The organism is Plantactinospora soyae (assembly GCF_014874095.1).
In the GTDB taxonomy this organism is placed as follows: Bacteria; Actinomycetota; Actinomycetes; order Mycobacteriales; family Micromonosporaceae; genus Plantactinospora; species Plantactinospora soyae.
Genome location: NZ_JADBEB010000001.1, coordinates 5,847,662 through 5,872,980 on the forward strand (window position 1 = coordinate 5,847,662; position 25,319 = coordinate 5,872,980).

At 69.6% G+C, this 25,319-nt stretch carries 23 protein-coding genes and 1 pseudogene; 12 read left to right on the plus strand and 12 right to left on the minus strand.

Features of this window, described 5'->3' with window-relative positions; all coding sequences use genetic code 11:
• Positions 1-12 precede the first annotated feature (12 nt).
• Positions 13-1,284 (plus strand): iron uptake transporter deferrochelatase/peroxidase subunit, encoded by a 1,272-nt coding sequence (gene efeB / locus H4W31_RS25510; RefSeq protein ID WP_192768972.1) that lies wholly within the window; start codon positions 13-15, stop codon positions 1,282-1,284.
• On the opposite strand, the pseudogene H4W31_RS44840 reads toward efeB, so the two are convergent.
• The 10 genes and pseudogenes from H4W31_RS44840 to H4W31_RS25555 all read right to left on the minus strand — a co-directional run.
• Positions 1,206-2,123, minus strand: a pseudogene (locus tag H4W31_RS44840) (IS4 family transposase); the annotation flags it as partial. The gene efeB and the pseudogene H4W31_RS44840 overlap by 79 nt on opposite strands.
• Before the next feature lie 218 nt (positions 2,124-2,341).
• Positions 2,342-3,682, minus strand: a complete 1,341-nt coding sequence (locus H4W31_RS44380; RefSeq protein WP_192768973.1) for an NADAR family protein — start codon at positions 3,680-3,682, stop codon at positions 2,342-2,344.
• Between the two features lie 292 nt (positions 3,683-3,974).
• Positions 3,975-5,417 carry a B12-binding domain-containing radical SAM protein gene (locus tag H4W31_RS25520; protein ID WP_225945671.1) on the minus strand — a complete coding sequence of 481 codons (1,443 nt, stop codon included), beginning with the start codon at positions 5,415-5,417 and terminating at the stop codon, positions 3,975-3,977.
• Between the two features lie 60 nt (positions 5,418-5,477).
• Positions 5,478-5,999 carry a histidine phosphatase family protein gene (locus H4W31_RS25525; protein ID WP_192768974.1) on the minus strand — a complete coding sequence of 174 codons (522 nt, stop codon included), beginning with the start codon at positions 5,997-5,999 and terminating at the stop codon, positions 5,478-5,480.
• A 280-nt stretch (positions 6,000-6,279) separates the two neighbouring features.
• On the minus strand, positions 6,280-7,065 hold the full coding sequence (locus H4W31_RS25530) for a class I SAM-dependent DNA methyltransferase (RefSeq protein WP_192768975.1): 786 nt from the start codon (positions 7,063-7,065) through the stop codon (positions 6,280-6,282).
• Positions 7,062-7,892: a class I SAM-dependent methyltransferase gene (locus tag H4W31_RS25535; RefSeq protein WP_192768976.1), complete on the minus strand. Its 831-nt coding sequence runs from the start codon at positions 7,890-7,892 to the stop codon at positions 7,062-7,064. The genes H4W31_RS25530 and H4W31_RS25535 overlap by 4 nt, the downstream gene beginning before the upstream one ends.
• A gap of 56 nt (positions 7,893-7,948) precedes the next feature.
• Positions 7,949-8,971, minus strand: coding sequence for an amino acid--tRNA ligase-related protein (locus tag H4W31_RS25540; protein WP_225945672.1), 1,023 nt, complete (start codon positions 8,969-8,971; stop codon positions 7,949-7,951).
• Positions 8,972-9,138: 167 nt separating this feature from the next.
• Positions 9,139-9,339: an MbtH family NRPS accessory protein gene (locus tag H4W31_RS25545; protein ID WP_318783398.1), complete on the minus strand. Its 201-nt coding sequence runs from the start codon at positions 9,337-9,339 to the stop codon at positions 9,139-9,141.
• 171 nt (positions 9,340-9,510) lie between these two features.
• Complete coding sequence (locus H4W31_RS25550) at positions 9,511-10,218, minus strand: response regulator (RefSeq protein ID WP_192768978.1); 708 nt, start codon at positions 10,216-10,218, stop codon at positions 9,511-9,513.
• Positions 10,209-11,300, minus strand: coding sequence for a sensor histidine kinase (locus H4W31_RS25555; RefSeq protein ID WP_192768979.1), 1,092 nt, complete (start codon positions 11,298-11,300; stop codon positions 10,209-10,211). Before H4W31_RS25555 ends, H4W31_RS25550 begins: the two co-directional genes overlap by 10 nt.
• A gap of 407 nt (positions 11,301-11,707) precedes the next feature.
• On the opposite strand from H4W31_RS25555, the gene H4W31_RS25560 reads away from it, so the two are divergent.
• Genes H4W31_RS25560 through H4W31_RS25575 form a run of 4 tightly spaced genes read left to right on the plus strand, consistent with a single transcriptional unit; the run spans position 11,708 to position 16,056 of the window.
• A complete protein-coding gene (locus tag H4W31_RS25560) occupies positions 11,708-12,550 on the plus strand; it encodes an AfsR/SARP family transcriptional regulator (protein ID WP_192768980.1) in 843 nt (280 codons plus the stop codon).
• Positions 12,528-14,540 carry an aminotransferase class III-fold pyridoxal phosphate-dependent enzyme gene (locus tag H4W31_RS44385; RefSeq protein ID WP_318783399.1) on the plus strand — a complete coding sequence of 671 codons (2,013 nt, stop codon included), beginning with the start codon at positions 12,528-12,530 and terminating at the stop codon, positions 14,538-14,540. Before H4W31_RS25560 ends, H4W31_RS44385 begins: the two co-directional genes overlap by 23 nt.
• Positions 14,537-15,127 carry a class I SAM-dependent methyltransferase gene (locus H4W31_RS25570; protein WP_192768981.1) on the plus strand — a complete coding sequence of 197 codons (591 nt, stop codon included), beginning with the start codon at positions 14,537-14,539 and terminating at the stop codon, positions 15,125-15,127. The genes H4W31_RS44385 and H4W31_RS25570 overlap by 4 nt, the downstream gene beginning before the upstream one ends.
• Before the next feature lie 26 nt (positions 15,128-15,153).
• A complete protein-coding gene (locus H4W31_RS25575) occupies positions 15,154-16,056 on the plus strand; it encodes a phytanoyl-CoA dioxygenase family protein (RefSeq protein ID WP_192768982.1) in 903 nt (300 codons plus the stop codon).
• A gap of 14 nt (positions 16,057-16,070) precedes the next feature.
• On the opposite strand, the gene H4W31_RS25580 is transcribed toward H4W31_RS25575, so the two are convergent.
• A complete protein-coding gene (locus H4W31_RS25580) occupies positions 16,071-17,036 on the minus strand; it encodes an aminoglycoside phosphotransferase family protein (RefSeq protein ID WP_192768983.1) in 966 nt (321 codons plus the stop codon).
• Between the two features lies 1 nt (position 17,037).
• The gene (gene metG, locus H4W31_RS25585) at positions 17,038-18,585 is read right to left on the minus strand and encodes a methionine--tRNA ligase (RefSeq protein ID WP_192768984.1); all 1,548 of its coding nucleotides are present in this window, start codon (positions 18,583-18,585) and stop codon (positions 17,038-17,040) included.
• Positions 18,586-18,734: 149 nt separating this feature from the next.
• Between metG and H4W31_RS25590 the strand changes: the two genes are divergently transcribed.
• The 7 genes from H4W31_RS25590 to H4W31_RS25620 all read left to right on the plus strand — a co-directional run bounded on the left by H4W31_RS25590 (position 18,735) and on the right by H4W31_RS25620 (position 25,308).
• Positions 18,735-19,733, plus strand: a complete 999-nt coding sequence (locus H4W31_RS25590; RefSeq protein ID WP_192768985.1) for a S66 peptidase family protein — start codon at positions 18,735-18,737, stop codon at positions 19,731-19,733.
• Positions 19,717-20,154: a hypothetical protein gene (locus tag H4W31_RS25595; RefSeq protein ID WP_192768986.1), complete on the plus strand. Its 438-nt coding sequence runs from the start codon at positions 19,717-19,719 to the stop codon at positions 20,152-20,154. Before H4W31_RS25590 ends, H4W31_RS25595 begins: the two co-directional genes overlap by 17 nt.
• Complete coding sequence (locus tag H4W31_RS25600; RefSeq protein WP_192768987.1) at positions 20,151-21,377, plus strand: hypothetical protein; 1,227 nt, start codon at positions 20,151-20,153, stop codon at positions 21,375-21,377. The genes H4W31_RS25595 and H4W31_RS25600 overlap by 4 nt, the downstream gene beginning before the upstream one ends.
• A gap of 20 nt (positions 21,378-21,397) precedes the next feature.
• Positions 21,398-22,159: a carbohydrate deacetylase gene (locus H4W31_RS25605; protein ID WP_192768988.1), complete on the plus strand. Its 762-nt coding sequence runs from the start codon at positions 21,398-21,400 to the stop codon at positions 22,157-22,159.
• 92 nt (positions 22,160-22,251) lie between these two features.
• Positions 22,252-22,791, plus strand: a complete 540-nt coding sequence (locus H4W31_RS25610) for a PadR family transcriptional regulator (protein WP_192768989.1) — start codon at positions 22,252-22,254, stop codon at positions 22,789-22,791.
• Positions 22,788-23,516: an ABC transporter ATP-binding protein gene (locus tag H4W31_RS25615; protein ID WP_318783400.1), complete on the plus strand. Its 729-nt coding sequence runs from the start codon at positions 22,788-22,790 to the stop codon at positions 23,514-23,516. The genes H4W31_RS25610 and H4W31_RS25615 overlap by 4 nt, the downstream gene beginning before the upstream one ends.
• 1 nt (position 23,517) lies before the next feature.
• Positions 23,518-25,308 carry an FtsX-like permease family protein gene (locus H4W31_RS25620; protein WP_192768990.1) on the plus strand — a complete coding sequence of 597 codons (1,791 nt, stop codon included), beginning with the start codon at positions 23,518-23,520 and terminating at the stop codon, positions 25,306-25,308.
• The last annotated feature ends 11 nt before the right edge of the window (positions 25,309-25,319 follow it).

Sequence of the window (25,319 nt, forward strand, 5' to 3'; positions counted from 1 at the left end):
AGGGGGAGCCCAATGGGCGAGCGGACCAGTCGGCTCAGCCGGCGGCGGGCGATGACCCTGGCCGGGACGGGAGTGGCCGGGGCGGTCGGCGCGGCAGCGCTGGGCGGCAGTCGGTCATGGGACCGCCCCGGCACCGAGGACCACGCCGCCGCGGCGGTGCCGTTCCACGGTGAGCACCAGGCCGGCATCACCACCCCGGCGCAGGACCGGCTGCACTTCGTGGCGTTCGACGTCATCACCAAGGATCGGGCCAGGCTGGTCGCGCTCCTCCAGGACTGGAGCGCGGCTGCCGCCCGGATGACCGCCGGTCGGGACGCCGGGGAGCTCGGTGCGGTCGGCGGCGTACCCCAGGCGCCGCCGGACGACACCGGCGAAGCGCTCGGGCTGCCACCGTCCCAGCTCACCCTGACCATCGGCTTCGGCCCGTCGCTGTTCCGCGACGCCCACGGGCGGGACCGGTTCGGCCTCGCCGACCGCCGGCCCGCCGCCCTGGCCGCGCTGCCCCGGTTCCCCGGCGACGCGCTGCGCCCGGAGATCTCCGGCGGCGACCTGTGCGTACAGGCGTGCGCCAACGATCCCCAGGTGGCCGTGCACGCGATCCGGAATCTGGCCCGGCTCGGCATGGGAGTGGTCAGCGTGCGCTGGTCGCAACTGGGCTTCGGGCGTACCTCGTCGACATCGCGGGACCAGGCGACCCCGCGCAACCTGTTCGGCTTCAAGGACGGCACCGCGAACGTGAAGGCGGAGGACGACGACCTGGCGGAGCAGCTCTGGGTGCAGCCGGGCGACGGTCCGGAGTGGATGACCGGCGGGTCGTACCTGGTGACCCGCAAGATCCGGATGGTGGTCGAGACCTGGGACCGGACCTCGCTGGGCGAGCAGGAGGCGCTGATCGGCCGGACCAAGGGCAGCGGCGCGCCGCTGGGCCGAGGTGACGAGTTCGACGAGTTGGACCTGGAGCTGACGGGCCCGGACGGCGAGCCGGCGATCGCCGAGCAGGCGCATGTCCGGCTGGCCCACCCGAGTCAGCACAACGGCGCGCGGCTGCTCCGGCGCGGATACAACTTCGTCGACGGCTCCGACGGGCTGGGCCGGCTCGACGCCGGGCTGTTCTTCATCGCGTACCAGCGGGATCCGCGCCGGCAGTTCGTGCCGATCCAGACCCAGCTCGCCCGGCACGACCTGCTGAACGAGTACCTGCGGTACATCTCCAGCGGGCTGTTCGCCTGCCCGCCCGGGGTACGCGACGGCGCCGACCACTGGGGACGGACACTGTTCGGCTGACGTCCGACGGGCTGCTCGCGGTGGTGGCCTCGAATGCTCGGGTCGATCAGGACCGACAGATACGTGCCGTCGGACAGGACTTCAACGACCGGGAGCCCCAGTTGTGTCGGCGCCCGCCAACACAATGCCGCGCCGGTGCCCGCGGCGGCGCCGAACGCCTGGAAGCTGTAGAAGCCCCGGTCAGCCATCAGCAGCCAGTCCGGCGACAGTGCGGCGAGCAGTGTGGCGGCCATCGCCTTCTCGCTGCGCGGCCACGGGCCGACCTCGGCATCGATGAACGCCCGCGAGCCGCATTCGGCGACCGCGACCACCCGTACCTTCGGAAACGCCGAACGGGTCCGGTCGTTGCCGGCGTAGCCGAACTCGGCGGCGTTGTCGGCGGTGTCGGGCACATCGACGTCGAACCCGTCGATGGCTACCAACCGTCGATCCCGCAGCCACGCACCACGCGTCGCCGGCTGCGCAACCGGCTCCGCGACCCGGTAGAACGTCTCACGCAACACGTCACGGCCCAGACGTCTACGAGCCTGCGTGATCCCCGACGACGTCGGCGGCGTCCACCCGGCGTCCCACACCCCGAAAGCCGACAACGAACCGGTCACCTTCTCCGCGACCTCTTCCGCGCTGTCCTGCGCGAACAGGCACAACGCCATCGTCAGATACGCAGTGACATGCGGCGGTAACTTCCCACCCCGACGCAGCTCCGCAACACCGCAAGCCGCAACCGCCTCCTCGACCTTGAACCGAGGAACCGCCGCGACCAGCACCCCCACCGACACCTGGTCCAGCCGGCCGACCAAACCAGCCCCACCAACCGATGCCCCAGCCCCGTCCACCATCCGGCCGCGGTAGAACCACCCGGGCCGGCCACAGGCCACGCCGCGTCAAACAAGATCATCACCCAGCCGAGATCAACTTAAGCTACGTGGCATTGGGTCCTGGCCAGACAATGAGGGTGCCTCTCCGTCCGGTCGGAACTGACCCCGAGTCGATGCTCGTGCCACCACCGAAGTGTCCGGGCGCGGGCATCCCGCAGTGCCCGGGCCCGTTCGTGGGCTCAGGCGCCCGACCGCGTGCGTAGTGTTCTGCGGAGTGCCATGAGAAGCCGGCCAACCTGATTTTCTCCGTCGCCTTCGGATGCGCCCCAAAAACCTCCGCCCCCGGGCGATCCGTTGACGATGACCCGATCTCCCGTGTCGATCAGTTCGGCACGGAGCTGTGGGTCACGGAATTTCTCACGATGTAGCCGTCGCATCAGTGGTAGCTTGACGTCCGCCCAATTCTCTCGATGTGAGCCGATACCGCTCAGGCTTCGCACATGGAATGCCGTCGGCGCCGCACGGATCCGGACGCGCAGCGCCTGCTCGATTATCCTGGCAGCATAATAGGCGTGTCCGACACTCGGATAGACCTCGCCCTCGAACACGACCGGGGCCGGATGGAAGATGTCCAGGAAATTCCCTTCATCTTCGCCGGAATCCATTACGGTGGGCGTGAAACGGTCCGGTGCTGGGGCCAGTGCCTGAGACAAGCCCGCACGTACCGCATAGTCGATCGCCGGTCTGAGATCATCCGCCAGGTCCGCCAGGACGGACGGAGCGACGAAACAGCGGAGCGCGCCGGGGGCAAACGTGTTCAGTGCCTGCTCGGCCTCCGACGTCATTCGGCATTCGGAGAAGCGCGGCCCTCGGGAGGTGTCCTGAGCGGCGAGGCCGAGCACGACGGCGGTCAGTAGGAGCCGTTTGACGGTGTCGACCGAGATGCAGTCGAAGACCGAGGCTCCTGATATGAGGCCCGTCGCCGTATCCAATGTCGCGGTCAGACCCTCCTCGTCGAAGGCCCAGCCAAGTGCCAGGTCTCGTGCCGGAATCCTTTTCCATCCGTACGGCGGTGCCGCACGGAACAGGCAGTATGCTCGCCCGGTCGCCCACGAGAAATAGGGCAGGATCGGCATGTTCGCCAGCACCGGTCCGAGAAGTGAGGCCGGGGTGTCCCGCGACCAGCTCACAGACCTACGTGCGCCATGGCTCTCATTTCCGGCGACACTCGGTAGGTCTCGATGTTCCACCAGGTTGGGGACCGCCACCACCGCGGGGATACGCGAGGCCCGGATGAAGGCGAGGAGGGCGTCGTCATCTTCGATTTCGGGCCCGAGTTCGTGTGTCACAAACTCGTCGAATGCCAGGCATGCCTGAGCCGGCATGACAAGTGCCTGCGTCGGGACGTACTCGTCCACCGCCTCGACCCAGTTCGCGCCCACCAGGCTCGCCACTCGGGCCGCGTGTGACGTCCTTGATCCCCATTCGGTGAACAGGGCGATGGCATGATCGGGCAGCCGCTGGATCGCGCCGAGGACCTTCTCCAGGAAATCCGGCCCCAGGATGATGTCGTCCTGCACGACGAGGTGGTGCGTTGCTCCCGGTGGAACGCTGGACCAGGCCAGGCGGGCGGTGCGGAGTGTGCCTCTCGGGACCCCGGGAAGCGGATCTTTTACGATTTGGAATGGGATATCCGGGTGCTTTCCGGTAAACCGCGTGGCGAGATCGATCCGAGCGTCGTGTGTCATTATCGCCGCAGACAGGACCACCTCCCGCGTGACGTCTTTGCTTTCCTGCTGTTTTCCCGAGCGACTGCGGACTCGGAATGCCGTACCGGGCCTTACTGGTTCTGCGGACCGGGTCATTTGCCGACTATAAGCGGACTTCCGAGTCGGAAACAAGGCCGATCGCATCGGCGAATGCGTTCCGCGCTTCGGTGTGCCCTCCACCGTTCTCGATCGCCTCGATCACGCTGTCCCGGATGAGCCGGACGCGTGAGTCCTGGAACTCCCAGGACGGTACCGGCCACTCCTGGGCGAGCCAGCCGGCCCGACGGTACTGGTGCCAGAGGGTAGTGCCGGGATGCGCGAAGATCTCGCACAGGAACTGCCAGGTGCTCACGTAACCGCAGGCATCGATCACCCGCAGTGACTCACGTAACTCCTCCGGCGTGGAGGCCGGGTGGTAAGTGAGGATCCCCGGGATGACCTCGATACCCAACTCCTGCAGTCCGCCGACGCGGGAGCGGACGAACTCGACGTCGTACGGGACACCGTAGCGCTTGTTGTAGAAGGTCAGTTGGTCGCCGCTACCCGTCTCGATTCCGACGAACACCCGGTAGAGGCCGGCTCGGCGCAACTCGCGGAAGACGTCCGGATCGGCCGAGTCGAGCCGACAGTCGAGCATGAACGGGATCCGTACGTCGCGCTCGATCATCGTGTGGGCGAATTCGACCGCCCGGGCCAGCGAGTGAGGCGTCTTGGCCACGAACAGATCGTCCACGATGGTGATGTGCGGGATCTGGTAGTCCCGGACGAGACGCTCGATCTCGTCGACGACCGGGCCGACCGAACGCTCCCGGTAGGCCAGCTTCTTGTGTAGCTGGCCAGCGGTCTGCCCGGTAGTGCAGTAGTTGCACCGGTACGGGCAGCCACGGGTGGTGTAGACGGTTGCGCTGACTCCGATCTCCAGGATCTTCGGCAGCTCATCCCGGGCGATCTCGGGCAGGGTGTCGAGGTCGAGCGGCTCGACCTTCGGTGGGCGTACCTGGGTGGTTCCGTTGGCGTCCCGGTAGGCGATGCCCTCGATCCGTTCCAGGTCGGCGGTTGCGGTCACCCCGGCCAGCGCGACGATCGTGGTCTCGCCCTCGCCGAGGGTCACCACGTCGAATTCGGGATAGTCGGCGAGGATGCGTCGGTAGTTGAGGGTTGCGAACTGGTTGCCGAGGACGATCAACGCGTCCGGCCATTGCCGCCGCGCCCGGCGAGCGAGTTCCAGGTTCTCCTCGAACACCTGGCACGGCCCCGAGAGGCCGACAAGACTGACGTCGATCGTATCGCCGGCAGCACGCATCGCCGCCCAGGTCTGGTCGAGGAACCGGTGGCACTCGGTCTGCCCGTTCACGCTGCGGACGGGTACGTCGGCCGCACGCAGGACCGCGACGAGGGCCATCAGCCCGAGATGCTCACCCGGGTAGGACTTGTACCAGTACTGGTCGGTGAAGCTCCTCTCGTACTCGAAGTAGGACATCTGGCCGCCGAGGCCCCTGGCCTCCAGCGCGGCCAGGGTCGGCGGGTTGGCAAGCAGCACACCCATCCTCGTTCTCCATTCCGTTCGGACGACGGCGGTGGCAGTGGTGCCGGGTCGGTGCGGTGGTCAGGTCAGCCATGTCACCGCCGCGGTGTCGAGTCGGCGGCCGGTGACGCTCCAGATGGCAACGGCGTGGGTGAGCACCAGCACCGGGTCGTCCCCGGCATGGCGACCGAGGACCTGGCGGATCCGGGCGGCCAGGTCGTGCCGGCTCTCGTACGGCGGACCGTCGAAGTCGACCGGCTCGATGCCGGCCCAGAGCGCGGTGAGCGGTCGGTCGACCTGGCTCGGATCGGTCCAGTTGAAGGTGAGGTCCGGTACCCACTCGTGTAGGTCGAGTTCGACGTGGAGCGGAAGGTTGAGGCAGCCGGCGGCGATGGCGGCCGACTGAACTGCCCGGGTCATCGGCGACGACACCACGTAGCGCAATGGGATGCCCCGTAGTTCCCCGCACCGTCGGCGCACCTCCTCCACTCCGGCCGAGGTCAGCGGGGCGAGGTCGTTGGCGTGCCCGGGCAGCCGACGCACGTTCACCAGCGGCCAGTTGGTCTCGCCGTGACGCATCAGCAGGAAGCCGCCAGCGGTCAAGGCAGTCGCCGTTCGCCGTGGCCCGGGCACTGCGAGCGTCCGTCCTGGTCGAGCACCGGGGACGGGTGGGAAAGGCCCGGTGCGAATGTCGGGCGGTGCGCACCCAGCCGCTCGGTCATGGTGCGGGCCCTTCTCGGTAGGCGTCGCGCGGATGACTGTCGAAGGCTCTGCGAGCGCGGCGCCTCGGGCCTCTCGGGCGGGTCCGGGCCGGTGGCCGGGGGCAGCCGCAGGTGGGCCAACCAGCGCACGATGGCTGGGTTGACTGGGCGTCGGCCGGTGGTCAGTGATGGTTCCGACCCGCAGGCTCTTCCCGGCGCAGCACCCAGGTCTCCCGGAGCGTGTCCGGCTCGGGCTCGGACGAGGTGTAGTCGGCCGTTGCCCCGACCGTGGTGAAGCCGGACCGGTTCGCGGAGTTCCGAATGGTGTCGTGGTCGAACCACCATTGTCGATGCTGCTCCTCCTCGCGGCGGAACCCGTCGTCGGCCCGGGTGAACAGCGTTATGAGGAAGTCGGTGGCGCCCCGGGTGGGGTCGTACCGATTGCGCCACACGTACGCGAAGTCGCCCTGGTCGTCCCCGTACTGGCTCGAGCCGAAGACCTCCTCGAGCTTGTAGCGGCTGTTGACGTCGAAGACGAACAGCCCGCCGGGCCGCAGCGCCGACGCCACCGTCGCGAAGAACCCCTGCAACGCGGATGGGGGCAGGTAGTTGACACTGTCGAAGCAGCAGATCGCGGCGTCGAAGACGGCCGGGGTGAACGGCAACTCGGCGGGCAGGATCACCTGGTGCAGTTCGACCAGCGGACCGAGGCGGTCACGGGCGACCCCGAGCATCGCGGCCGACCCGTCGATGCCGGCGACCTGGTACCCACGGTCCCGTAGTCGGACGGCCATGCTGCCGGTTCCGCAGCAGACGTCGAGCACCCGGGCACCGCTGCCGATCCCGGCCTGCGCCAGCCGAGCGGTGATGAAGTCGACCCAGCGGTCGTACGGGTTCGGATCGGTCCACCGGTCGTAGACGCCGGCCAGCGCCGTGTACGGCTCGCCGAGAGCGGCTAGCCCGGTCATGTCGGTTTCCGAACCTTGATCATGAGGTTCGTTCCCCGCTCGGCCCAACATCCCTGCTCGGAGGCCGCCAGTTCGAGGTCGAGGGCGGTTCGGAAGTACGTCTCGTCGGCAAGTGCCCGGGAGACGGCACTGATGCCGTGATAGGGGTAGCCGAAGTCCTCCGGCCCGGGATGCACGATCGAGGTCACCCCGAACATCGCCTGCACCTCGAAGCCCGCCCCGGTGGCGAGATCGGTCAGCTCGGCCGAACTGTACACCCGCAGCGGCGGCACCGTCGGGGACCACTGCACCACGTGGGTCTCCAGGAGGGCCCGCAGCTCCGCCGCACCGGCGCCGTCCCGACAGGCCTTCGACGACAGCGCGTTGGACAACGAGTGGCTCATCAGCAGACCGGTTGCGCCGGGCCGGAGTACCCGGGCCAGGGTCGCGAACGCGGCGGTCGGATCGTCGAGGAAGCTGAGCACCCCGTAGGTGCTGATCACGGCGTCGAACTCGGCGTCGGCGAGTTCCGGGGCGTCCTCCAGATCGCAGTGCACCAGCCGGACGCCGTCGGGGACCTGCCGCTGGGCCTCGGCCAGCATGGCTGCCGACTTGTCGGCCACGGTGACCTTGGCGTGGAACTCGTCGGCGAGCCACGCGCCCCATCGACCGGTCCCGCCGCCCGCGTCCAGCACGCGGTCACCCGACGCCGGCCCGATGTGTCTTCTGATCAGCTCTTTGATCAGCTCGTCGGCCAGGCGCCAGTAGCTCGCTTCGTAGAAGCCCTCGACGTTGCCGGCGTAGGTCTCGAAGAAGTCGTTGAACTGGTTGTCGGTCATCAGCGTCATCGATGCTCGTCCCTATCTGCGTGTCGGTGGGGAAGTACGGACGGAGCCCGGCAAGGTCAGGGAACGATGTTGCTCCCGTTCTCGCGGAGGAAGATGGCGAAGTCGCGGATGTCGGCGTTGCCGGTCAGCCACATGAGAAACCGTTCGACTCCCAAGCCGAATCCGGCCGTCTGGAGTGGCGCCGTCTCCTTCATCTGGAGGTACCAGTCGTACGTGTCGGCCGAGACGCCGTGGCTGGCGAGCGCGGCCCGGACAGCGGCCGCGGTGGCGTGGCGTTCGCCGCAGCCGACGACCTCACCGGGCCCGAAGAGCAGGTCGCCGTTCAGGGCCCTGCCCCGGTCGTCGACCGCCTGATAGAACGGCGTCGCCTGGTGATCCCAGTGGGTGACCCAGACGAAGTCACCCGCGCGCCTCATCAGCTCCGCCTCGCCGGCGCGGGTCATCGTGCGCCAACCAGCCTCGCTCCGGATGTACCGAGGGTCGTGACCGAGCAGCTCGGCGGCCTCGTCGAAGGTGAACCGGCCGAAGGACTCGGTCCGGTCCAGCAGCCGGTACAGGTGGGCGGGTTCGCCGCCGACGGCCGAGGCGAGCTGGGACTCGTGCGCCGCCAGCAGGTCGGTGGTGAGTCGCCGGACGTACGCCTCGACGAGGGGCAGTACGACGTCCAGCCCGCCGGGTACCTCGGCCTCGCTGTGGAAGAACTGGGCCAGATGGGTACCGTCGGTGGCCTCGCCGCGGAACGACGGCATCAGGTAGTAGGCACCCCTCGGGCTGAGCCGGCACAGGTACTCCAGCCCGAACTGCATCGAGTCGGCCAGATAGGTCTGCACCCCGAACATCGACACCTCGACCGGCCGGGAGTCACTGCCCCGCCCCATCGGGGACGAGATCGATCCGGTGGTGATCGGAAGGTGCCCGAAGCGCAGCCCTCGTTCCGACCAGAACGCCACGGTGGACGAGGTGAGCGTGTCCTGAAGCTCGACCAGCATGCGGTACCAACTCGACGTCATCGCCGTCAGGTAGTGGGTCTGCGGCGCGGTCCAACTGCGGGTCGGTTCGATGTGCAGTGCGGTGGTCATGGAGTCCTCACTGTCTGCGGTCGACGCTCAGGCAGGAGCCGGTCTGTCGGCCGACGGGCGGGCACCGATGCGCGGAGCGCAGTGGCGGCCCGGCGTCGGTGGCCGATCGTCCACCTCCCCGTTCGCCCCCGGTTTCCAGGGACTGCCGTGACCGTAGGGACCGCCAGTTAGAGCATGGTTATGTGCGTGCCATCGCGCGGATCGGTTCGGGTGGCCCGAAGACGGGCGAGGTAGGCGAGGCACAGCTCGTGGTCGCCGTGGAACCCGCCGGCCCGCCAGCCCGCCAGCAGGGCCAGGTCGAGGGGCCAGATCGTGTAGCGGCCTTCGTCGTCGACCACCACACGAAAGAACTCCTCGTGGGGTTCCACCGGCCTGTACCTTCCTCCGGGGGCGGTCCGGACGTGGTCGCGCCCAGGGGCGACCATCCCGGGGGAGAGTAGGTCGGCGTGGTTAGTCGGCGGTTATGCGTGGAACCGGGCCAGCCCGCGGCGACGGGCTGGCCGGCCCCGGTGGCCGGCTCTATCGGGTACGGCGGTGGCTCAGGTCAACACGGCCGGTGGCGGGTGTCGGGACGGCTGGTCGTCATCGTCGATCGCCGGCAGGAGACGGGCGGCGGCGGCCTTGCGGATCGCGTCGATGCGGGAGACCGCGCCGAGCTTCGCGTAGATGTTCGTGAGGTGCCGCTTGACTGTTCCCTCCGCGATGAACAACCGATGGGCGATCTCCGTGTTGCTCAACGCCTCCGCGGCCAGGCAGAGGACTTCGTGCTCTCGGGCCGAGAGCGGGTTGGTTTCCGGCCGTGCCTGGTCGAGACCCTCGAAGGTCCCACGGGAGATTCGCAGCAGCACGCTCGACTGGTCCCGGCAGACCGAGCGGAGCGCGGCGACCAGCTCGTCGCAGGCGATCGTCTTCACCAGGTACGCCGCCGCGCCCCGCTTGAGCAGCTCGTGCACGAGGACCGACTCCTCGTGCATGGTGAGGATGACGATCCGGGTATGCGGATTGATCTGGGCGACCCTACGCAGTACGGCCCGTGGGCCGGGACCGGGCATCTCCACGTCGAGCAGGAGCAGGTCGGGGCGGAACTGCGCGGTCAGTGCGATCGCCTCGTCGCCAGTCGCCCCCTCGGCGAGTACGTCGAGTCCCGGTACGCCGCCGAGCAGTTCCCGGATTCCCTGTCGGAACAGTGTGTGGTCGTCTGCGATGACCAGCCGGATCGACCGCTCGTCGGGTTGGCTCACATCCATGCCTGTGCGGTCGGAACGGTGATGGTCACCGACGTGCCGAGATGGCCGTCGCTGCTGACGTCGACGACACCGCCGAGCAGCCCGGCCCGTTCGCTCATCGACAGGAGACCGCCACTGGCCGGGTCGGTCAGCGTCCGCTGTGGATCGAATCCGCGACCGTTGTCGACCACGGTGATCGTCACCGCGCCCGCGTCGACCGCGACATGGGCGCGAAGCTCGGTCATGTCGGCGTGCAGTACCGCGTTGCGGATCGCCTCCCGCGCGATGAGGTAGAGCTCCTCGCCGATTTCGGCCGGCAGCGTGGTGATGTCACCGGCCGAGGTCACCTCGTGCCGGACCGAACCGGGGACGGTACTGGTCAGATAACTGCGGACAGCCTCGGCGAGGGTGGCGTCACCGACCGTCTGGCGTAGCTGGGCCGAGAGGGAGCGGATGATGCCGACCGCTTCCCGCAGTGCCTCCTCGGCGTTGGCGAACCGGCTCGCCGAGCGCTCCGGATCGTCGGCGTAGCGTCGGGACAGTTCCAGGCTCTGTAGCGCGATTCCGATGCCGTGGGCAGCCCGGTCGTGCAACTCGCGGGCGACCCGCTGCCGCTCGTGCTGATGGGAGCTGCGCAGGTTCTTGAGAAGGAAGCTGACGTACGGGACGGCGGCCACGGCGACCCGGCGCATGATGGCCTGGTTCAGGGCGACGCCGATCGCGGCTCCGGTCGTACTGGGGGCATCGGCCGGGCAGAGCTCGTCCAGGATCACCGGAAGGGCCGCTTCGAACAGCAGGGTGGCGGCCTGCAACGAGGCGCTGGGGTGGATGCCCTGGGTCGGCCGGGCCGAATCGACCTCGACCGTCTCCTGCCAGTCCACCGGTGTCTGTTTCAGGAAGGCGTTCGAGGAATTGGCCACCTCGACCACGTCGTCGAGAACGTGCGATGCCTGGGTCAACAGCGTGACCCGCGCTCGCGCGTCGACGACGATCGGATTCCGGGTCCGCTCGAGTGCGGTCAGCAGGCTCTCGAGAATTCTGGTACGAGCCGCATCGGCTAGGTGGACCTGATCCGGTGGCTGTGTCGCCGCTTGATCCAGCATGGTTTATCTTCCCCCGTTGGTCAGCACAGAAGTTAGATATATCCACGATCGCCAATAAGATCATCGTAACGGCATCGCCATGGCAGTCAACTGGATCTTGAGCTGGATCGCCTTAGATAGCCGGCATACCCGGGTGTAACCGTGCGTGGAGCCCGGATGCTCAGGCGGTGACGGGATGCCCGTGTGTACGGTCCCGATCATCCCGAGCAGGAGTTGATCTCAACGACCGACCCGCCCGCGGTTATCCGAAAGACATGCCCTGAACGGCACATCCGCCACTACGACCTTCGGGGTAATGGGCGTCCCCGCTCGGTTGTGCTCCTTCCACGCCGACGAGGGTCCACCTTGTCGCGCATAAATGGTCGACATAGCGTCCACAGTCATCAAGCCAACCGAGTGGAGGGTGGATGTCTACCACCACGGCGATGATCTCCGTCCGTTGTCTCGGTCCGTTCACGGCGACCCTCGGGAAGAGGGAGATCGGGCCCTGGCGTGCCGGCAAGGCACGCGGGCTGTTCCAGTTCCTGTTGGTCAACCGGGGCCGGCCGGTGCCGCGGGACAAGCTGCACGATGTCCTCTGGCCTCAGGCGCCGTGGTCACCCGGCTCGAGCTCGCTCAAGGTCGCGGTCCACGGCGTCCGGCAGATCCTGGCCGGTACGGGCGCCGACTCGGCATCGACCGCCGAGATTCGTTTCGACGACCGTGGCTATCGGTTCCAGGCGGACGACATCTGGGTCGACGTCGAGGAGTTCGAGTCTGCGATGGACCTGGCCGCGGTCCGGGCCGCGGGCGGTGACCGCGACGGCGCACTACGGCTCTACCGGCGCGCAGCCGAACTGCACCAGGGCGACTTCCTGGAGGGTGAGGCCGCGGACTGGGTGGTCGAGCATCGCGGCTGGATCCAGGCGAAGGCGTTGCGGGGGCTGACCAGTCTCCGCGACGACGCGCACGCTCGGTCTGACCTGGCCGAGGTCATCCTCTGGTGCCGGCGGATCCTGCGCATCGATCCCTACCACGAGGCCACCTACCGGATGCTCATGCTGACCCATGGCCAACTCGGCGAGCTGGGTCAGGTCCGCAGTTGGCATGCCATCTGCGTGCGGCGGTTGCGCGAGGACCTGGCGGTCGAGCCACAACCCGAGACCGACCTCGTGCTCCGGCGGTTCCTGGGAGCCCGCCGTCGCGGCGCCCCAGCCGAAATCCAGCCGCTGGGGAACTGGAGGCACCGTGTCCGGGTCCCAGCTTGTTGACATCACCACGACCTCGGTCGGCCGCGCCACCCTGATCGACACGTACGAGAGCTTTTTCGCCCGGGTACGGTTCAGCGGGCGGTTTCGGGTGGTGGTGACGATCGACCCCGCGTACGGCGTGCAGGCCGACGAGCTGGCCCGGGTGATGGACTACCTGGCGGACCTGCCGGGCCGGCACCCGATCGTCGAGTCCGTCGACACGGAGCGCTTCACGCACCAGGTCGGCCTCTCCGCCGCGCTGCGGGTGCTGTTCGCGATGTCCACGACGGAGTTCGGCGTCCACCTCGAGGACGACTGGCGGTTCACCGACGACATCGACCTGGACGCGCTGATCGACGACCTGGACCGGTTCGACAGCACGGAGATCGTGCTGACCAACTCACACGTGGCCCGAGGTGGGACGTTCACCCGTACCGGTGAGGTCGAGCGGGTCGTCGGGTCGAAATCGGCCCTGCTCCGGCTGACCTCGGCGAGCTGGGCGGCCAACTACCTGCCGCTGTGTCCGCACCTGCACCGCGGGCGTCGTTGGATGCCAGCCGTCGCCCGGGCCCTCGCCCTCAGCGATGACGACGCCTGCCCGGACGAACGTGTCCGAGAACTCGTCGCGGCGGAACGCGCCGCTTCCGTCCACAACGTCTTGTGGACCGAGGCAGTGGTCGCACACGACATCGGCCGGGCCTGGCTGGCCGCCCGAGGCCGGTACCGGGCGATAACCCCGGAAAGTACTGCCACCGCCGCGACCTCGCTACCCCGGCTGGGCAGTGGTGAGGCGCTCGAGCTGACCCGGTCGGACCAGTGGCGACAGCGGGCCGAGGCGTTGATCCCGGGGATGACCCAGACCTACCTGAAACGCCCGCTGAACTTCTGTGAGGGTGAGTACCCGGTCTACCTGGAGCGGGGTTCCGGCGCCATCGTCCACGACGTCGACGGCAACGCGTACGTGGACTTCGTCTGCGCCCTCGGCGCGGCCACGCTCGGTCACAGCCACCCGGTCGTCACCAACACCATCCGGGAGCGGGTCGGCCGCGGGGTGCTGCCGTCACTTCCGTCTCCGTCCGAGGTGACCGCGGCCGAGCGAATGGTCGCCGCGATCCCCGGCGTGGAGATGGTCCGGTTTCTCAAGACCGGCGCGGACGCGTGCTCGGCGGCGATCCGACTGGCCCGGTATGTGACCGGACGGGACGACATCATCGGCGCCGGCTACCACGGTTGGCACGACCAGCTCATGTGTGTCGGGCCCGGGATACCGGAGGGCATCGCGCGGATGTGCACGCGGGTCGCCCTGGCCACCGAGGATGACGACGAACGACTCGTTTCCACAGTGGAGCGGTCCGGTAACCGGCTTGCGGCGGTCCTCCTCTCCACCCCCTACCATCGGCGGCTGACCCGGGAGTTCCTGCTGCGCCTGCGGGCCGCCTGCGACGCGACGGGGGCACTACTCGTACTCGACGAGGTCGTCACCGGGTTCCGACTCGCACCGGGCGGTCTGGGCCAGTTCCTCGACGTACCGGCCGATCTGCTCTGCTTCTCCAAGGGCATCGCGGCCGGCCTGCCGATCTCCGCCCTGGCCGGGCCGGCCCACCGGATGCGCCCCTTGGCCGACCTCGTCGTGTCGACCACGTTCGGCGGCGAGACCCTCTCCCTCGAGGTGTTGAAAGCCGTGCTCGGGGAGTACGCGGCCGGCGACTACTACCAGCGGATCGCGCGACTCGGACGTCGGCTCCGGGACGGATTCAACGGCTGTGCCGCCGAGCGCGGCCTGGATCCCGTGGTCGTCGGTTACGACCCGATGCCGTGCCTGCGATTCAGCCCCGATCCACCGACACATCAACGGGTTGCCGCCAGATTCGTCGGCGCGATGGCGCGCCGGGGCGTACTCCTGCGCCGCGACGTCAACTTCATCAACGCCGCGCACACCGAGGCCCAGGTGGACCATGCCGTCGAGGCGGCCGGGAAGGTCCTCGGGCAGATTGCGGTGACGTCGCGATGACGGGACCGACGCGTCCGGTCGTGGCGGCCCGACTCGGCTGGGAGGACGAGTACCGTCGAGGGCGCTGGGGCTACCTGGCCGACGCGGTCGAATCGGCCCGGTACGCGGCGATCGCGGCCCACATCGGGCCGACCGCCCTGGTGCTCGACGTCGGCTGCGGCGCCTCCGTTCTCTATGACGTGCTCGGCGGGCCGCGGCGTCCCGGCGCCTACCTGGGCGTCGACTGGTCGCTGGCCGCGCTGCGGTCGGGCGGCTGGGGCCCCGGTCACGGGGTCGTCTGCGGTGACGTCAACGACCCGCCGGTCCGCGGTCGCTCCGACGTGATCGTGCTGAGCGAGGTCCTCTACTACCTCGACCGGCCGATGGACGTGGTCGACCGGCTGCACGCATCCCTGACCGACCACGGCGTCCTGCTGATCACGCTGTACCGACCGACGGTCGACCGGCATCCCGAGTGGGCGCGGTACATCGACGCGTTGGCTGCGGGGCTGCTCGTCCGGTTCCCGGACATGCCTCCGGCCGAGGTTGTCCGGACCGGCCGGCGGACGTGGACTCTCCATGCGCTACCCGCCCCAGGCTCCGGCTGAGCAGCAGCTACTGGAGGAGCGAGATCATGGGACCGTTGCTCGAATCCACGTTGGACGACCACCTGCGGGAAAGACTCCGCCGGGATGGTTACGTGTACCTGCCCGGCCTGCGTACGGACGAGGAGACGGGTCCGCTCCTGGCCGACCTCCGGCGCGTACTGGCCGACGCCGGTTGGCTGGCCGATCCCGTCGAATGGCGGGTCGCTGCCGAGGCCGGGCTGACCGCCAACTCGTTCTGGACCGTCTACCCGGCCGTGCAGGCGCTGGAGAGCCTGCACCGGTTCGCCCACGGGACCCGGGTACGGCAGGTGGCCCGGGCGATTCTGGGCGGTGAGGTGTTCTGCCATCCGGCGAAGGTCGCCCGGCTGACCCCGCCGACCACCGTCGACCGGGCGTACAGTACCGATGCTCATCAGGACTTCGTGAAGCTGCATGTCGAGCCGGACGTGCTGACGGTCTGGACGGCCCTGACCCCGTGCTCGCCGGACCGTCAGGGCCTGCGGGTGCTGGCCGGCTCACACCGGCGCGGCTTCCTCGCGGTGGAACCGGAGCTGGGCCGGTCCCTGCCGGTCTACCTTCCGGTGGCGGCCGACGATCCACGGTGGTTGACCGCCGACTTCGCGGTCGGTGACGTGGTGGTGTTCCACAGCCTGACCGTCCACGGTGGCGGACCCAACCGGACGAGTGAACTCCGGTTGTCGACCGACGTCCGTTACCAGCGCCGGGACGCGCCGATGCGCCCCGAGCACGCTCAGCCGCACGGCTGGCCCGAGACACCCGGGTGGGAGAGCCTGACCGCAGGGTGGCGGGACCGGTCGTGGGTGACCGCGCCGCCAGACGTCGTACTGCGTCCGATGCCGGTCGGGGTGTCGTACGCGGAGTACCTGGCTGAGCTGTCCGTTCCGCGTTCTCGATTGCTCGGTCGATGACCGACAGCCGCGGGCTACCGCCAGCCCGTCCGGTGCCGGATCCAGTCGCGGCAGGTACGCGCCTGCGCCCGCTGCCAGGGCCGGGGGTCCCACAGGCCCGGTGGCGGTGGCAGATGTTCCTGTTCGGTGTAGAAGCCAGCGGCCGCGACCGCCGCCGCGGTCACGCCCTCCGAAGGTGCGTCGCGCATGCTGGGGGAGTGCGCGAGAACCCACTCGGGTTCGGGGCCGCCCATCGTCGTCACGGTCGGGGCGAAGTTGACCACGTCGAGCCAGCCGGGGCCGAGACTCGCCCACGGCCAGTCCACCAACATGACCTCCGCCCCGGCCAGCACGATGTTGTCAGCGCGGAGGTCGCCGTGCAGCAGGCCGTCCCCGTGGGTGAGGCTGGGCCAGGTCGCCTCGACCGCGGCCAACCGTTCGAGATTCCGGCGCGACCAGTCGTCGAGATCGGCCGGCGGTGCTTCGGCGAGTCGCTGCCAGGCCCGCAGCGCCGTCGCGTTGGCCACGGCAGCCTGCTCGAGGCCGTCGACCCGCGCCGGCGTGTTGCGCCGCTGGAATTCGGCCAGCGCGGTCAGCACCCGCAGTACGTCATCGTTCCGCCACGGCAGGCGCGGGGTCGTACCGCCGACATCGTCGGACATGAGCGCGACCCAGACCCCGTCGTCGTAGCCGCCCCACAGGGTCGGTACCGCCGGATCCGTGTGCAGACCGGCCGCCACCCGCAGTTCGCGCCGGTGCAGCTCGGCTGAGCGCTCGTTCACCCGTGAGGAGACCGCTTTGACGAACGCACGGCGACCACCGGACGTGCGAAGCCGGCAGACCGCACCCGGCGAGAAACCACCGGCCGTGGTCACCGCCTCGACGACCGGCCCACCAAGAAGTCCCTCAGCCCAGTGCCGGACCTCGTCCGGCAGATCCGCCCAGGCCGTCCGATGGCTCCCGTTCGACAGGAGCGAACTCAGGCCGGGCGCTCCGGTCACCTCACAGCTCGATCCTCGGGAAGATCGGACCCGCCTTGACCACCTTACGGCCGGCCAGTTCGGTCAGCGAGTCGAGGCTCGCGGCCGGGTCCTCGCCGACCGCGCCGAGCAGCCGACCGCTGCCGGCCGGAATGAACGGCCGCAGCAGGATCGCGATGCGTCGTACGACGTCGATGCCGCAGTACAGCACGGCGTCCAGCGTACGGGCCGCGTCCTCGTCACCGGCGTCGGCCGCCTTGGCCAGGTGCCAGGGTGCCCGCTCGCCGACGTAGGCGTTGCTGCGCCGGACCAACTCGCCGATCCGGGCCAGCGCCTCCCGATGGTCGAACCGGTCCATCGCGGCCACACTGTCGCGGACGGCGTCGGCTGTCCGGGACTCCAGTTCAACCTCGAGGTCGCCGGCCTCGCCTCGCGCCGGCACTGTCCCGCCCCGGTACCGTTCCACCATCGAGGTCAGCCGGCTGGCGAGATTGCCGATGCCGTTGGCGAGATCGTTGTTGTACCGGGCGACCAGGCGCTCCTCGGCAAAGTCGCCATCACCGAACGGGGAGAGCTCGGCCAGCAGGTAGTACCGGACGGCATCCTGCCCGAAGGCGGCGACCAGTTCCTCCGGGTCGACCGCGTTACCGAGAGACTTGCTCAGTTTCTGGCCGGCGTTGGTGATGTATCCGTGCACCATGACGTCGGTCGGCAGCGGCAGCTTGGCCGCGAGCAGCATGGCCGGCCAGTAGACGGCGTGGAATCGCAGCACACCCTTGCCCAGGACATGGATGCGCCGCTCGGCGTCGGCCCAGTAGCGGTGATAGCCCGGGTCGTCCTGGATCCAGTCGAACGTGTTGATGTAGTTGGTGAGCGCGTCGATCCAGACGTACATGACCTGGCTCGGATCCCCGGGAACCGGGATGCCCCAGCCGCGCGCCCGGGTCGCCGACCGGGAGATGCTGATGTCGGCCAGGCCGCTGCGGATGAAGCTGAGCGTTTCGTTGAGCCGGGTGTGCGGGTGGACCTGGAGTCGGCCCGACTCGATGGCCTCGGCGAGTTGGTCGCCGTAGCGGGACAGTCGGAAGAAGTAGTTGCGCTCGCTCACCAGCTCCGGCTCGACGAGGTGCTCCGGGCACTTCCCGTCGACGAGGTCGGACGGCTCGTAGAACTGCTCGCAGCCGACGCAGTACAGGCCAGCGTAATCCTTGGCGTAGATGTCGTCGTTGGCATCGAGCCGACGCCAGACCTCCGCCGCCCCGGCCAGGTGGTGCGGGTCGATGCTGGTGCGGATGAACGCGGTCGTTACGACGCCGAGCGAGGCCAACAGCTCCTCGAAGTAGCTCACGTTGCGGTCGACCAGGGCCTGCGTGGTCATGCCGGCCTTCTCGGCGGCCAGCACGTTCTTCAGGCTGTTCTCGTCCGAGCCGGTGAGGAAGTAGACCTCACGGCCCGTCATGGTCAGATGCCGGGAGATCGAGTCCGCCTGGACGTACTCGAACGCGTGCCCGAGATGCGGACGCGCGTTCACATAGGGGATCGTGGTGGAAACGTAAGCGGTGGCTGGCATGACCCCTCTTCGCGGCCGTTATCGGCATCGCACCTCGCGGCTAGCTGGCTGAGGGCGCGGTGTGCGGACTGCAGTCTACTCAATTCCGGCTCCTCGGTCGGACCCGGATCACACGCCACCATACCGTCACGAATCGTAGTGATCGATCGATGACTCGAGCCATGATACTTCCACCCGGACTCCGCCCCGGTGACGCGGTAGGGCTGATCAGCCCGTCCGGCCCGGTCCGTACGCCGGCTCGGCTCGCCCGGGCGGCCGACGCGCTGGCCGACCTCGGACTACGCCCCGTTATCGGGGAGATCGGCGCGACCGGCCGGACCGGGGCCGGCCCGGCCGAGCGAGCCGGTGAACTCAACGCGTTTCTCGGCGACGCCGATATCAGGGCGGTGATCGCCACCATCGGTGGCCACACAAGCAGCGAACTGCTACCCCTGCTCGACTATGACGCGCTGCTGGCCGATCCGAAGGTCATCATCGGCTACAGCGACATCACCGCCATCCTGCTCGGCGTCTATGCCCGGACCGGTCTGGTGACATTTCACGGCCCGACCGCACTGGCCGAGCTGGGCGAGTATCCACGGCCGTTGTCGGGCACCTCGGCGGGACTCGTCGCGGCGGTGCGGTGCGGCGATCCGGTCGGCGAGCTCCGGCCCGCGCGGGAGTGGACCGAGGAGTTCCTGGCCTGGGACCGCGACGACCACCGACCCCGGGTCACGAGGACATCGGACGGTTGGGCGTACCGGGGGAGCAGGGTCGTGACAGGTCGCCTGATCGGGGGCAACCTCGACACGATGGCCGCCCTGCTCGGCACGCCGTACTTCCCGGACCTCGCCGGAGCGGTCCTGTTCTGGGAGACGCTGACGACCGATCTAGGCGAGATCGACCGGCTCCTGCACCAGTTGGTCCGCAGTGGTGTCCTCGACGACGTGGTCGGCCTGCTCGTCGGTCGTACCTTCCGTGGCAACCCGGGCCTGGAGGCTGACGTTCGGCGCCTGGTGGCCGAGCGGTTCGCCGACCCGGACATTCCCGTTGTCACCGGCATGGACATCGGACACACCGACCCGATGCTCACGCTGCCGATCGGGGTACGGGCCCGGATCGACCCGGGCGCCCAGCAGGTGGAGATCCTCGATGCAGCCATCCGGTGACCTGCAGTCCGTGCTGTGTAGACACGGATTCGAGGAGATCCTGGCCGTGCCGGCCGTACCGGACGTACCCGGATCACCGGTCCGCTACGACCGGGCAGTCACGGTCGAGCCCGGCGGCCAGACCTGGTACGTCCGTGCCTTCGGCACCGGGTTCAGCATTCTGCCGCCGCAGTGGCTCCGCGGCGGATTGACCCGGGTCTACTCACTCGACGGCCCGCTGCTGCTCGCCCAGGCGGTCCTCGACACCGAGGCCGAGGCAGCGGGGCTCGGTCGGGCGATCGTCGCGGACCTGGCATCGATCGCGCCGCGGCTGGCTCACGAGGTGCGGCCCGATCGGCGGCGCTGGAGCCTCGTCGTCGCGGCCGAACTGGCCGTCGGGCCGGCCGTGGTCACCGGGTCGACGGGGACGGTGCCGGGGTGAGCGCGCCGTACCACAGGGCCCTCGTCGAGGCCGAACTGATCGCGGCCACCGCCTACCCGGGTGGCATCACGGTGTGGCGCTCACGTGGGCTCCGGCTGGTAGCGGCCCTGGTCGAACAGTTCCGGGCCGAGGTCGCCAGCGTCACCCCGGCGGTTCCGGTCCACCACGGGTTCCTGCAGAGCCTGGCCGACTACCGGCGGGTGTTCCCCACCTACACCAACGTGTTCACCGCCGGCGAGCACGTCCTGCGGGCGGACAACATGCACACCAACGTGGCGCACATCCGGGCGTCCGGCCAGGGACCGGTCGTCTCGGCGAACGGATTGATCCGTAGCCTGCGTGGCGGCCCGGCGCCGCTGTTCCGTGAACGGCACATCTGGCCGGCGATCCAGCTCAACGATGTCGTGCCCCGCTCGGTCGCGGTGAGCCGGCTCGCGCACTACGCGGGCGCGCTGGAACGGACCCTCGCCCGTGCCGGCCTGCCGGCGATCACCATCGAGACCGGGCCGATCGGCGGCTACGGACGGCTGACGTACCTGACGGTCGCCTCGTTGCCGGACGGCCGCCCCACCATCGTCGCGACCGCCTACGTCATGGCTGACCGGTACCGCGAGGCGCTCGCCGTACCGGGCGACGTCATCGATGTCGGCTTCACCGGCAAGGTCATCGCGCTCCTCGCCATGCACCATCGGGATCGGATCGGCCTGCAACTGCCGTCACGGTTGGCCCCGGTGCAGGTCGGGGTGGTGAGCAGTGGTCCGCTGGCGGCGCGATGGCTGGACTCGCTGGGTCGGGCCGGACTACGGGTCGAGGTCGTCAGCCTGCCCGTCGCCTCCGACACGGCGGGACGGCGGGCGCGTGCCGAGCGACGTCTGCTCCGGCTGGGCGTCCCGGTCGTGGTCGGTCTGCGAGAGAACCGGCCCGACGTACGGGTGACGACGCGACGCCCCTTGACCAGGGAGTGCGTGGATGACCTCCCCACCGCCGAGCGGCTCGCGCAGTTGCTGGAGGCGCACGATCGACGTCAGGCGGAACTGGCCGGGGAACGGTTCCGCCGGGGTCTGCGGGCGACCGGGCTGATCCGGGGAATCTGTCCGGCCTGCGCCGGCGAGCAGGGCGCCCGGGTGTACGGCTGGATCCGGCCCAGCCGACCGGTGGCCTGCACGACCTGCCAACGACCGGGCACGGAGGCGCTGGTCACTGACTCGGGCCGCTTCTACTGATTTGGAAAGGTGGATGCCCTGTGTCGATCCAACTCATCGTGCAGGCCGACGACTACGGCATGTGCGCATCGGTCACCGACGGCATCCTGGCCGCCCACCTGTCGGGGAGTGTGACCCAGGCTTCGATCATGGTGCCGGCCCCGGACGCCCGCCGGGCGATGTGGTTGGCCGGCCGGCAGGGCCTGCCGCTCGGCGTCCACCTCGTACTGGCCTGCGAGTGGGAGTACTGGCGCTACTACCCGTTGACGGCGGCGAGCAGCCTGCGGGTGGACGATGGCGCGTTTCCGCCCGGGATCGCGGAGCTGCGGCAGCAGGCCGACCCGGCGGAGGTCGTGGCCGAGTTGGAGGCACAGGTCGCCGCGGTCCGGCTCGCCGGAATCGAACCGACGCATGTCGAGTCCCATGTGCGCGTCTACGACCCGACGGTGCTGGCCCGGCTGGCCGCGCGGTGGGGCGTGTGGTGCCGTGACGAGCTGTCCCCACCGGTCGATCCGCCGCTGACCACCCTCTGGCACCTGTCCACCCGTCCGCCGTCGTCCAAGCTGGCCGACCTGCTGGCCCATGTCCGGTCCCTGCCGGACGGGCTGCACATGATCGTGGCGCATCCGGCGGTGGACGGTCCCGAGCTGCAGACCTTGTGCCGGCCGGATTCACGCCGATGGCGCTGGGCCCGCGAGGTCCGGGTGACCGATCTGATGGCTCTGACCGATCGGGCTTTCGCGACCACCTGCGCCGAGCAGGGCGTCGAGCTGGTCAGCCTGGCCACGCTGCGGGTTCCGTAACGCTCGGCCCGCCGCACCCGCTGGTGGATTTGACAGCGCTATAGCTACCGGTTATCTAATAGCGGTCTGTCGGTCCGAAGGGGTGTGCCCGGGTGCAGGATGTGGTGCTGGCCATGCTGGCGAAGGAGCCGGCGTACGGGTACGAGCTGCGCAGCCGGATGCGGGACGCCCTCGGTCCGGTCGGTGATGCGATGAACGCCGGGCAGATCTACGTGGTGCTGGCCCGGCTGGCGAAGGCCGGGCTGGTGACCTCGGAGCGGGTCGAGGGCCTGCCGGATCGGCCTGATCGGCGGGTCCACGCGCTGACGCCGGCCGGACAGCAGCGGGTCGCCGGCTGGCTGACCGAGGTGAGCTGGCCGAAGCCGGACCTCACGGAGTTCCACCTGAAGCTCGTGGCCGCCGCGGCCGGCCGGCTCGCCGATCCCGTGGCGCTGGTCGACGCGCAGCGGCGCGAGGTGCTGCGCCGGTTGCGCGACACCCAGCGCGCGGCGCTGGACCGGTCGGTGGATCCGGTGGCCGGGGTGCTGCTGGAGGGCGTGGTGCTGCGGCTGCGGGCCGACCTGGAGTGGCTGGAGGTGTGCGAGCGCATGTGGACCGAGCGTGATCGGACTGAACGGAAGGCGGAGGCGTGACCGGCTCGATGGCGTTGCAGGCGCGTGGGCTGACCAAGCGGTACGGCTGGAGCAACGCGCTGGTGCGCGCGGTCGACGAGGTCGATCTGGACGTGCCCGACGGGCAGGCGTTGGCGATCATGGGGCCCAGCGGCTGCGGCAAGTCCACCCTGCTGCAGCTGCTCGGCGGGCTGCAACGCCCCACCGACGGGGAGGTGTGGCTGGCCGGGCGCCGGATCGACGCGATGAGCGAACGGGCCCTGGCCCGGCTGCGGCGCGACAGCGTCGGGTTCGTCTTCCAGTCGTTCCACCTGATGGAGGAGCTCACCGCGGTGGAGAACGTCGAACTGGCCGCGCTGCTGGCCGGGCAGCCTCCCCGCAGGGCCCGCAGGCGGGCCCTGCACCTGCTCGACCGGATCGGGCTCGCCGACCGCGCCGCGCACCTACCGTCGGCGTTGTCCGGCGGCCAGCGTCAACGGGTCGCCATCGCCCGCGCGCTGAGCAACGAGCCGCTGGTCGTGCTGGCCGACGAACCCACCGGCAACCTGGACAGCGCCGCCACCCTGGACGTGCTGCGGCTGTTCGAAGAGCTGCGCACCACGGGACAGACGCTGGTGGTGGTCACCCACGACGCCCGCATCGCGGCGGTCGCCGACCGGGTGATCGCCATGCGCGACGGGGCCTTCGCCGACGACAGCATGCTCGCCGGCGCCGCCAGCGGTACCGTCTACGACGGGCGGCGCTGACGTGAACGGCCGCCTACTGCTCGTCTGCCGACTGCTGGTCCGGGACCTGCGCCGGCGCCGGACCGAGACCGTACTGCTGCTGGTCGCGATCACCGCCGCGACCGCGACGCTTACCCTCGGCCTCGCCCTCAACGAGCTTCTCAGCCGTCCGTACGAGCAGACCAGAGCCGCCACCGCGGGCCCGGACCTGGTGGTGGAGCCGGCACGCACCGGCCCGGAGGCGCTGGCCGCCCTCGCACCGCTGACGACGGCGCCCGGCGTCACCGGCCACAGCGGACCGTACCCCCTGCTGTTCAAGGCGCTGACCGCCCGCGACCTGAACGTCCGGGTCGTCGTCGAGGGCCGGGACGCCGCCCCGGCCGCGCTCGACCGTCCGGCGGTGACCGACGGCACCTGGGTACGCCCCGGCGGCGTGGTCGTCGAGCGTGCCTTCGCCGACGCCCTCGGCGTGCACAGGGGCGACACGGTCAGCATCGACGGCCATCCGCTGCGGGTGGCCGGGACCGCGGTCACCGCGGCCAGGCCCGCCTACCCGTACGCCGGGTGGCACCTACCGGGCAGCATCCTGAGCGAGGCCGGCGGCCTGGTCTGGGTCGACCGCAGCGACATCGCCACGCTCGCCGGCACCGCGCCACTGACGTTCACCCTGAACCTGAAACTGGCCGACCCGCAGGCCGGCATCTCGGTCGTCGACCCGTCGCACGGCGATCCCAGGTTCCGCGGCTGGCACTTCAACACCTGGCAGCAGATCGCGGAGGTCAACGGCCGGCTGAACCACAAGGCGCAGGAGGCCCTGCTGGTCGGCAGTTGGCTGCTGACCGTTCTCGCGCTGGCCGGCGTCGCCGGCATCGTCGCGGGTCGGGTCATCGGCCAGCGCCGCCGGGTGGGGCTACTCAAGGCCGCCGGCGCCGGGCCCGTCATGATCGCCGCCGTCCACCTCGCCGAGTACCTCGTGATCGGGCTCGCCGCCGCCGGCACCGGCCTGGCCGCCGGTTGGCTCGCCGCGCCACCGCTGTTCCGCCCGACCGCCGGACTCATCGGCTCCGTCGGCGTCCAACCACCGCTGCGCGTGGTGGCCGCCGCCACCACTCTCGCCCTCGGGATCGCCATCGCGGCGACCCTGGTACCGGTGGTACGCGCCGCCGCCACCGACACCATCCACATGCTGGCCGACGCCGCCGCGCCGCCGCGCCGCCGACGGTGGATCATCTGGCTGTCCCGCCGGCTGCCCACCGCCCTGCTGATCGGGGTACGCATCAACGCACGCCGGCCCCGTCGCGCCCGGCTCGTCACGGTGAACACCCTGGTCACCACAGCCATACTCGCCGCCGTACTGATGGCCAAGGCGCAGGATCACACCCCGGTACCACTCGGCTACTCGACGCTTCCCGACCGCCGCGACGAGCGAATCATCCAGGCGATCCTCCTCGTCGCCCTCGTGGCGTGCGTCCTCGCGCTGATCAACGCCATCGTGAGCACCTGGACCGCGGTCCTCGACGCCCGGCAACCGCTGGTCATCGCCCGCGCGCTCGGCGCGACGCCCGGACAGGCCGGTACGGGCCTGGCGGTGGCACAACTGCTACCCGCCGTACCCGGGATCGCCGCCGGAATCCCCATTGGCATCGGACTGTATCTGTTCTTCACCAACGGTGATCTTCGATACGCGCCCGTCTCCTGGATACTCGCCCTGGCCCTCGGAGTCCTGCTCGCCATCGCCGCGCTCACCGCCATCCCCGCCCTGGCCGCCGCACGCCACCCGGTCGGGGACACGCTCCAGTCGGTACCGACCTGACAGTCGTCGAC

Excerpts from the sequence above, each read along its gene's own strand:
- efeB (WP_192768972.1), top strand. The coding sequence starts at position 13 with ATGGGCGAGCGGACCAGTCGGCTCAGCCGGCGGCGGGCGATGACCCTG.
- H4W31_RS25520 (WP_225945671.1), bottom strand. The coding sequence starts at position 5,417 with ATGGGTGTGCTGCTTGCCAACCCGCCGACCCTGGCCGCGCTGGAGGCC.
- H4W31_RS25530 (WP_192768975.1), bottom strand. The coding sequence starts at position 7,065 with ATGACCGGGCTAGCCGCTCTCGGCGAGCCGTACACGGCGCTGGCCGGC.
- H4W31_RS25535 (WP_192768976.1), bottom strand. The coding sequence starts at position 7,892 with ATGACGCTGATGACCGACAACCAGTTCAACGACTTCTTCGAGACCTAC.
- H4W31_RS25540 (WP_225945672.1), bottom strand. The coding sequence starts at position 8,971 with ATGACCACCGCACTGCACATCGAACCGACCCGCAGTTGGACCGCGCCG.
- H4W31_RS25550 (WP_192768978.1), bottom strand. The coding sequence starts at position 10,218 with ATGGATGTGAGCCAACCCGACGAGCGGTCGATCCGGCTGGTCATCGCA.
- H4W31_RS25555 (WP_192768979.1), bottom strand. The coding sequence starts at position 11,300 with ATGCTGGATCAAGCGGCGACACAGCCACCGGATCAGGTCCACCTAGCC.
- H4W31_RS25560 (WP_192768980.1), top strand. The coding sequence starts at position 11,708 with ATGTCTACCACCACGGCGATGATCTCCGTCCGTTGTCTCGGTCCGTTC.
- H4W31_RS25570 (WP_192768981.1), top strand. The coding sequence starts at position 14,537 with ATGACGGGACCGACGCGTCCGGTCGTGGCGGCCCGACTCGGCTGGGAG.
- H4W31_RS25575 (WP_192768982.1), top strand. The coding sequence starts at position 15,154 with ATGGGACCGTTGCTCGAATCCACGTTGGACGACCACCTGCGGGAAAGA.
- metG (WP_192768984.1), bottom strand. The coding sequence starts at position 18,585 with ATGCCAGCCACCGCTTACGTTTCCACCACGATCCCCTATGTGAACGCG.
- H4W31_RS25590 (WP_192768985.1), top strand. The coding sequence starts at position 18,735 with ATGACTCGAGCCATGATACTTCCACCCGGACTCCGCCCCGGTGACGCG.
- H4W31_RS25595 (WP_192768986.1), top strand. The coding sequence starts at position 19,717 with ATGCAGCCATCCGGTGACCTGCAGTCCGTGCTGTGTAGACACGGATTC.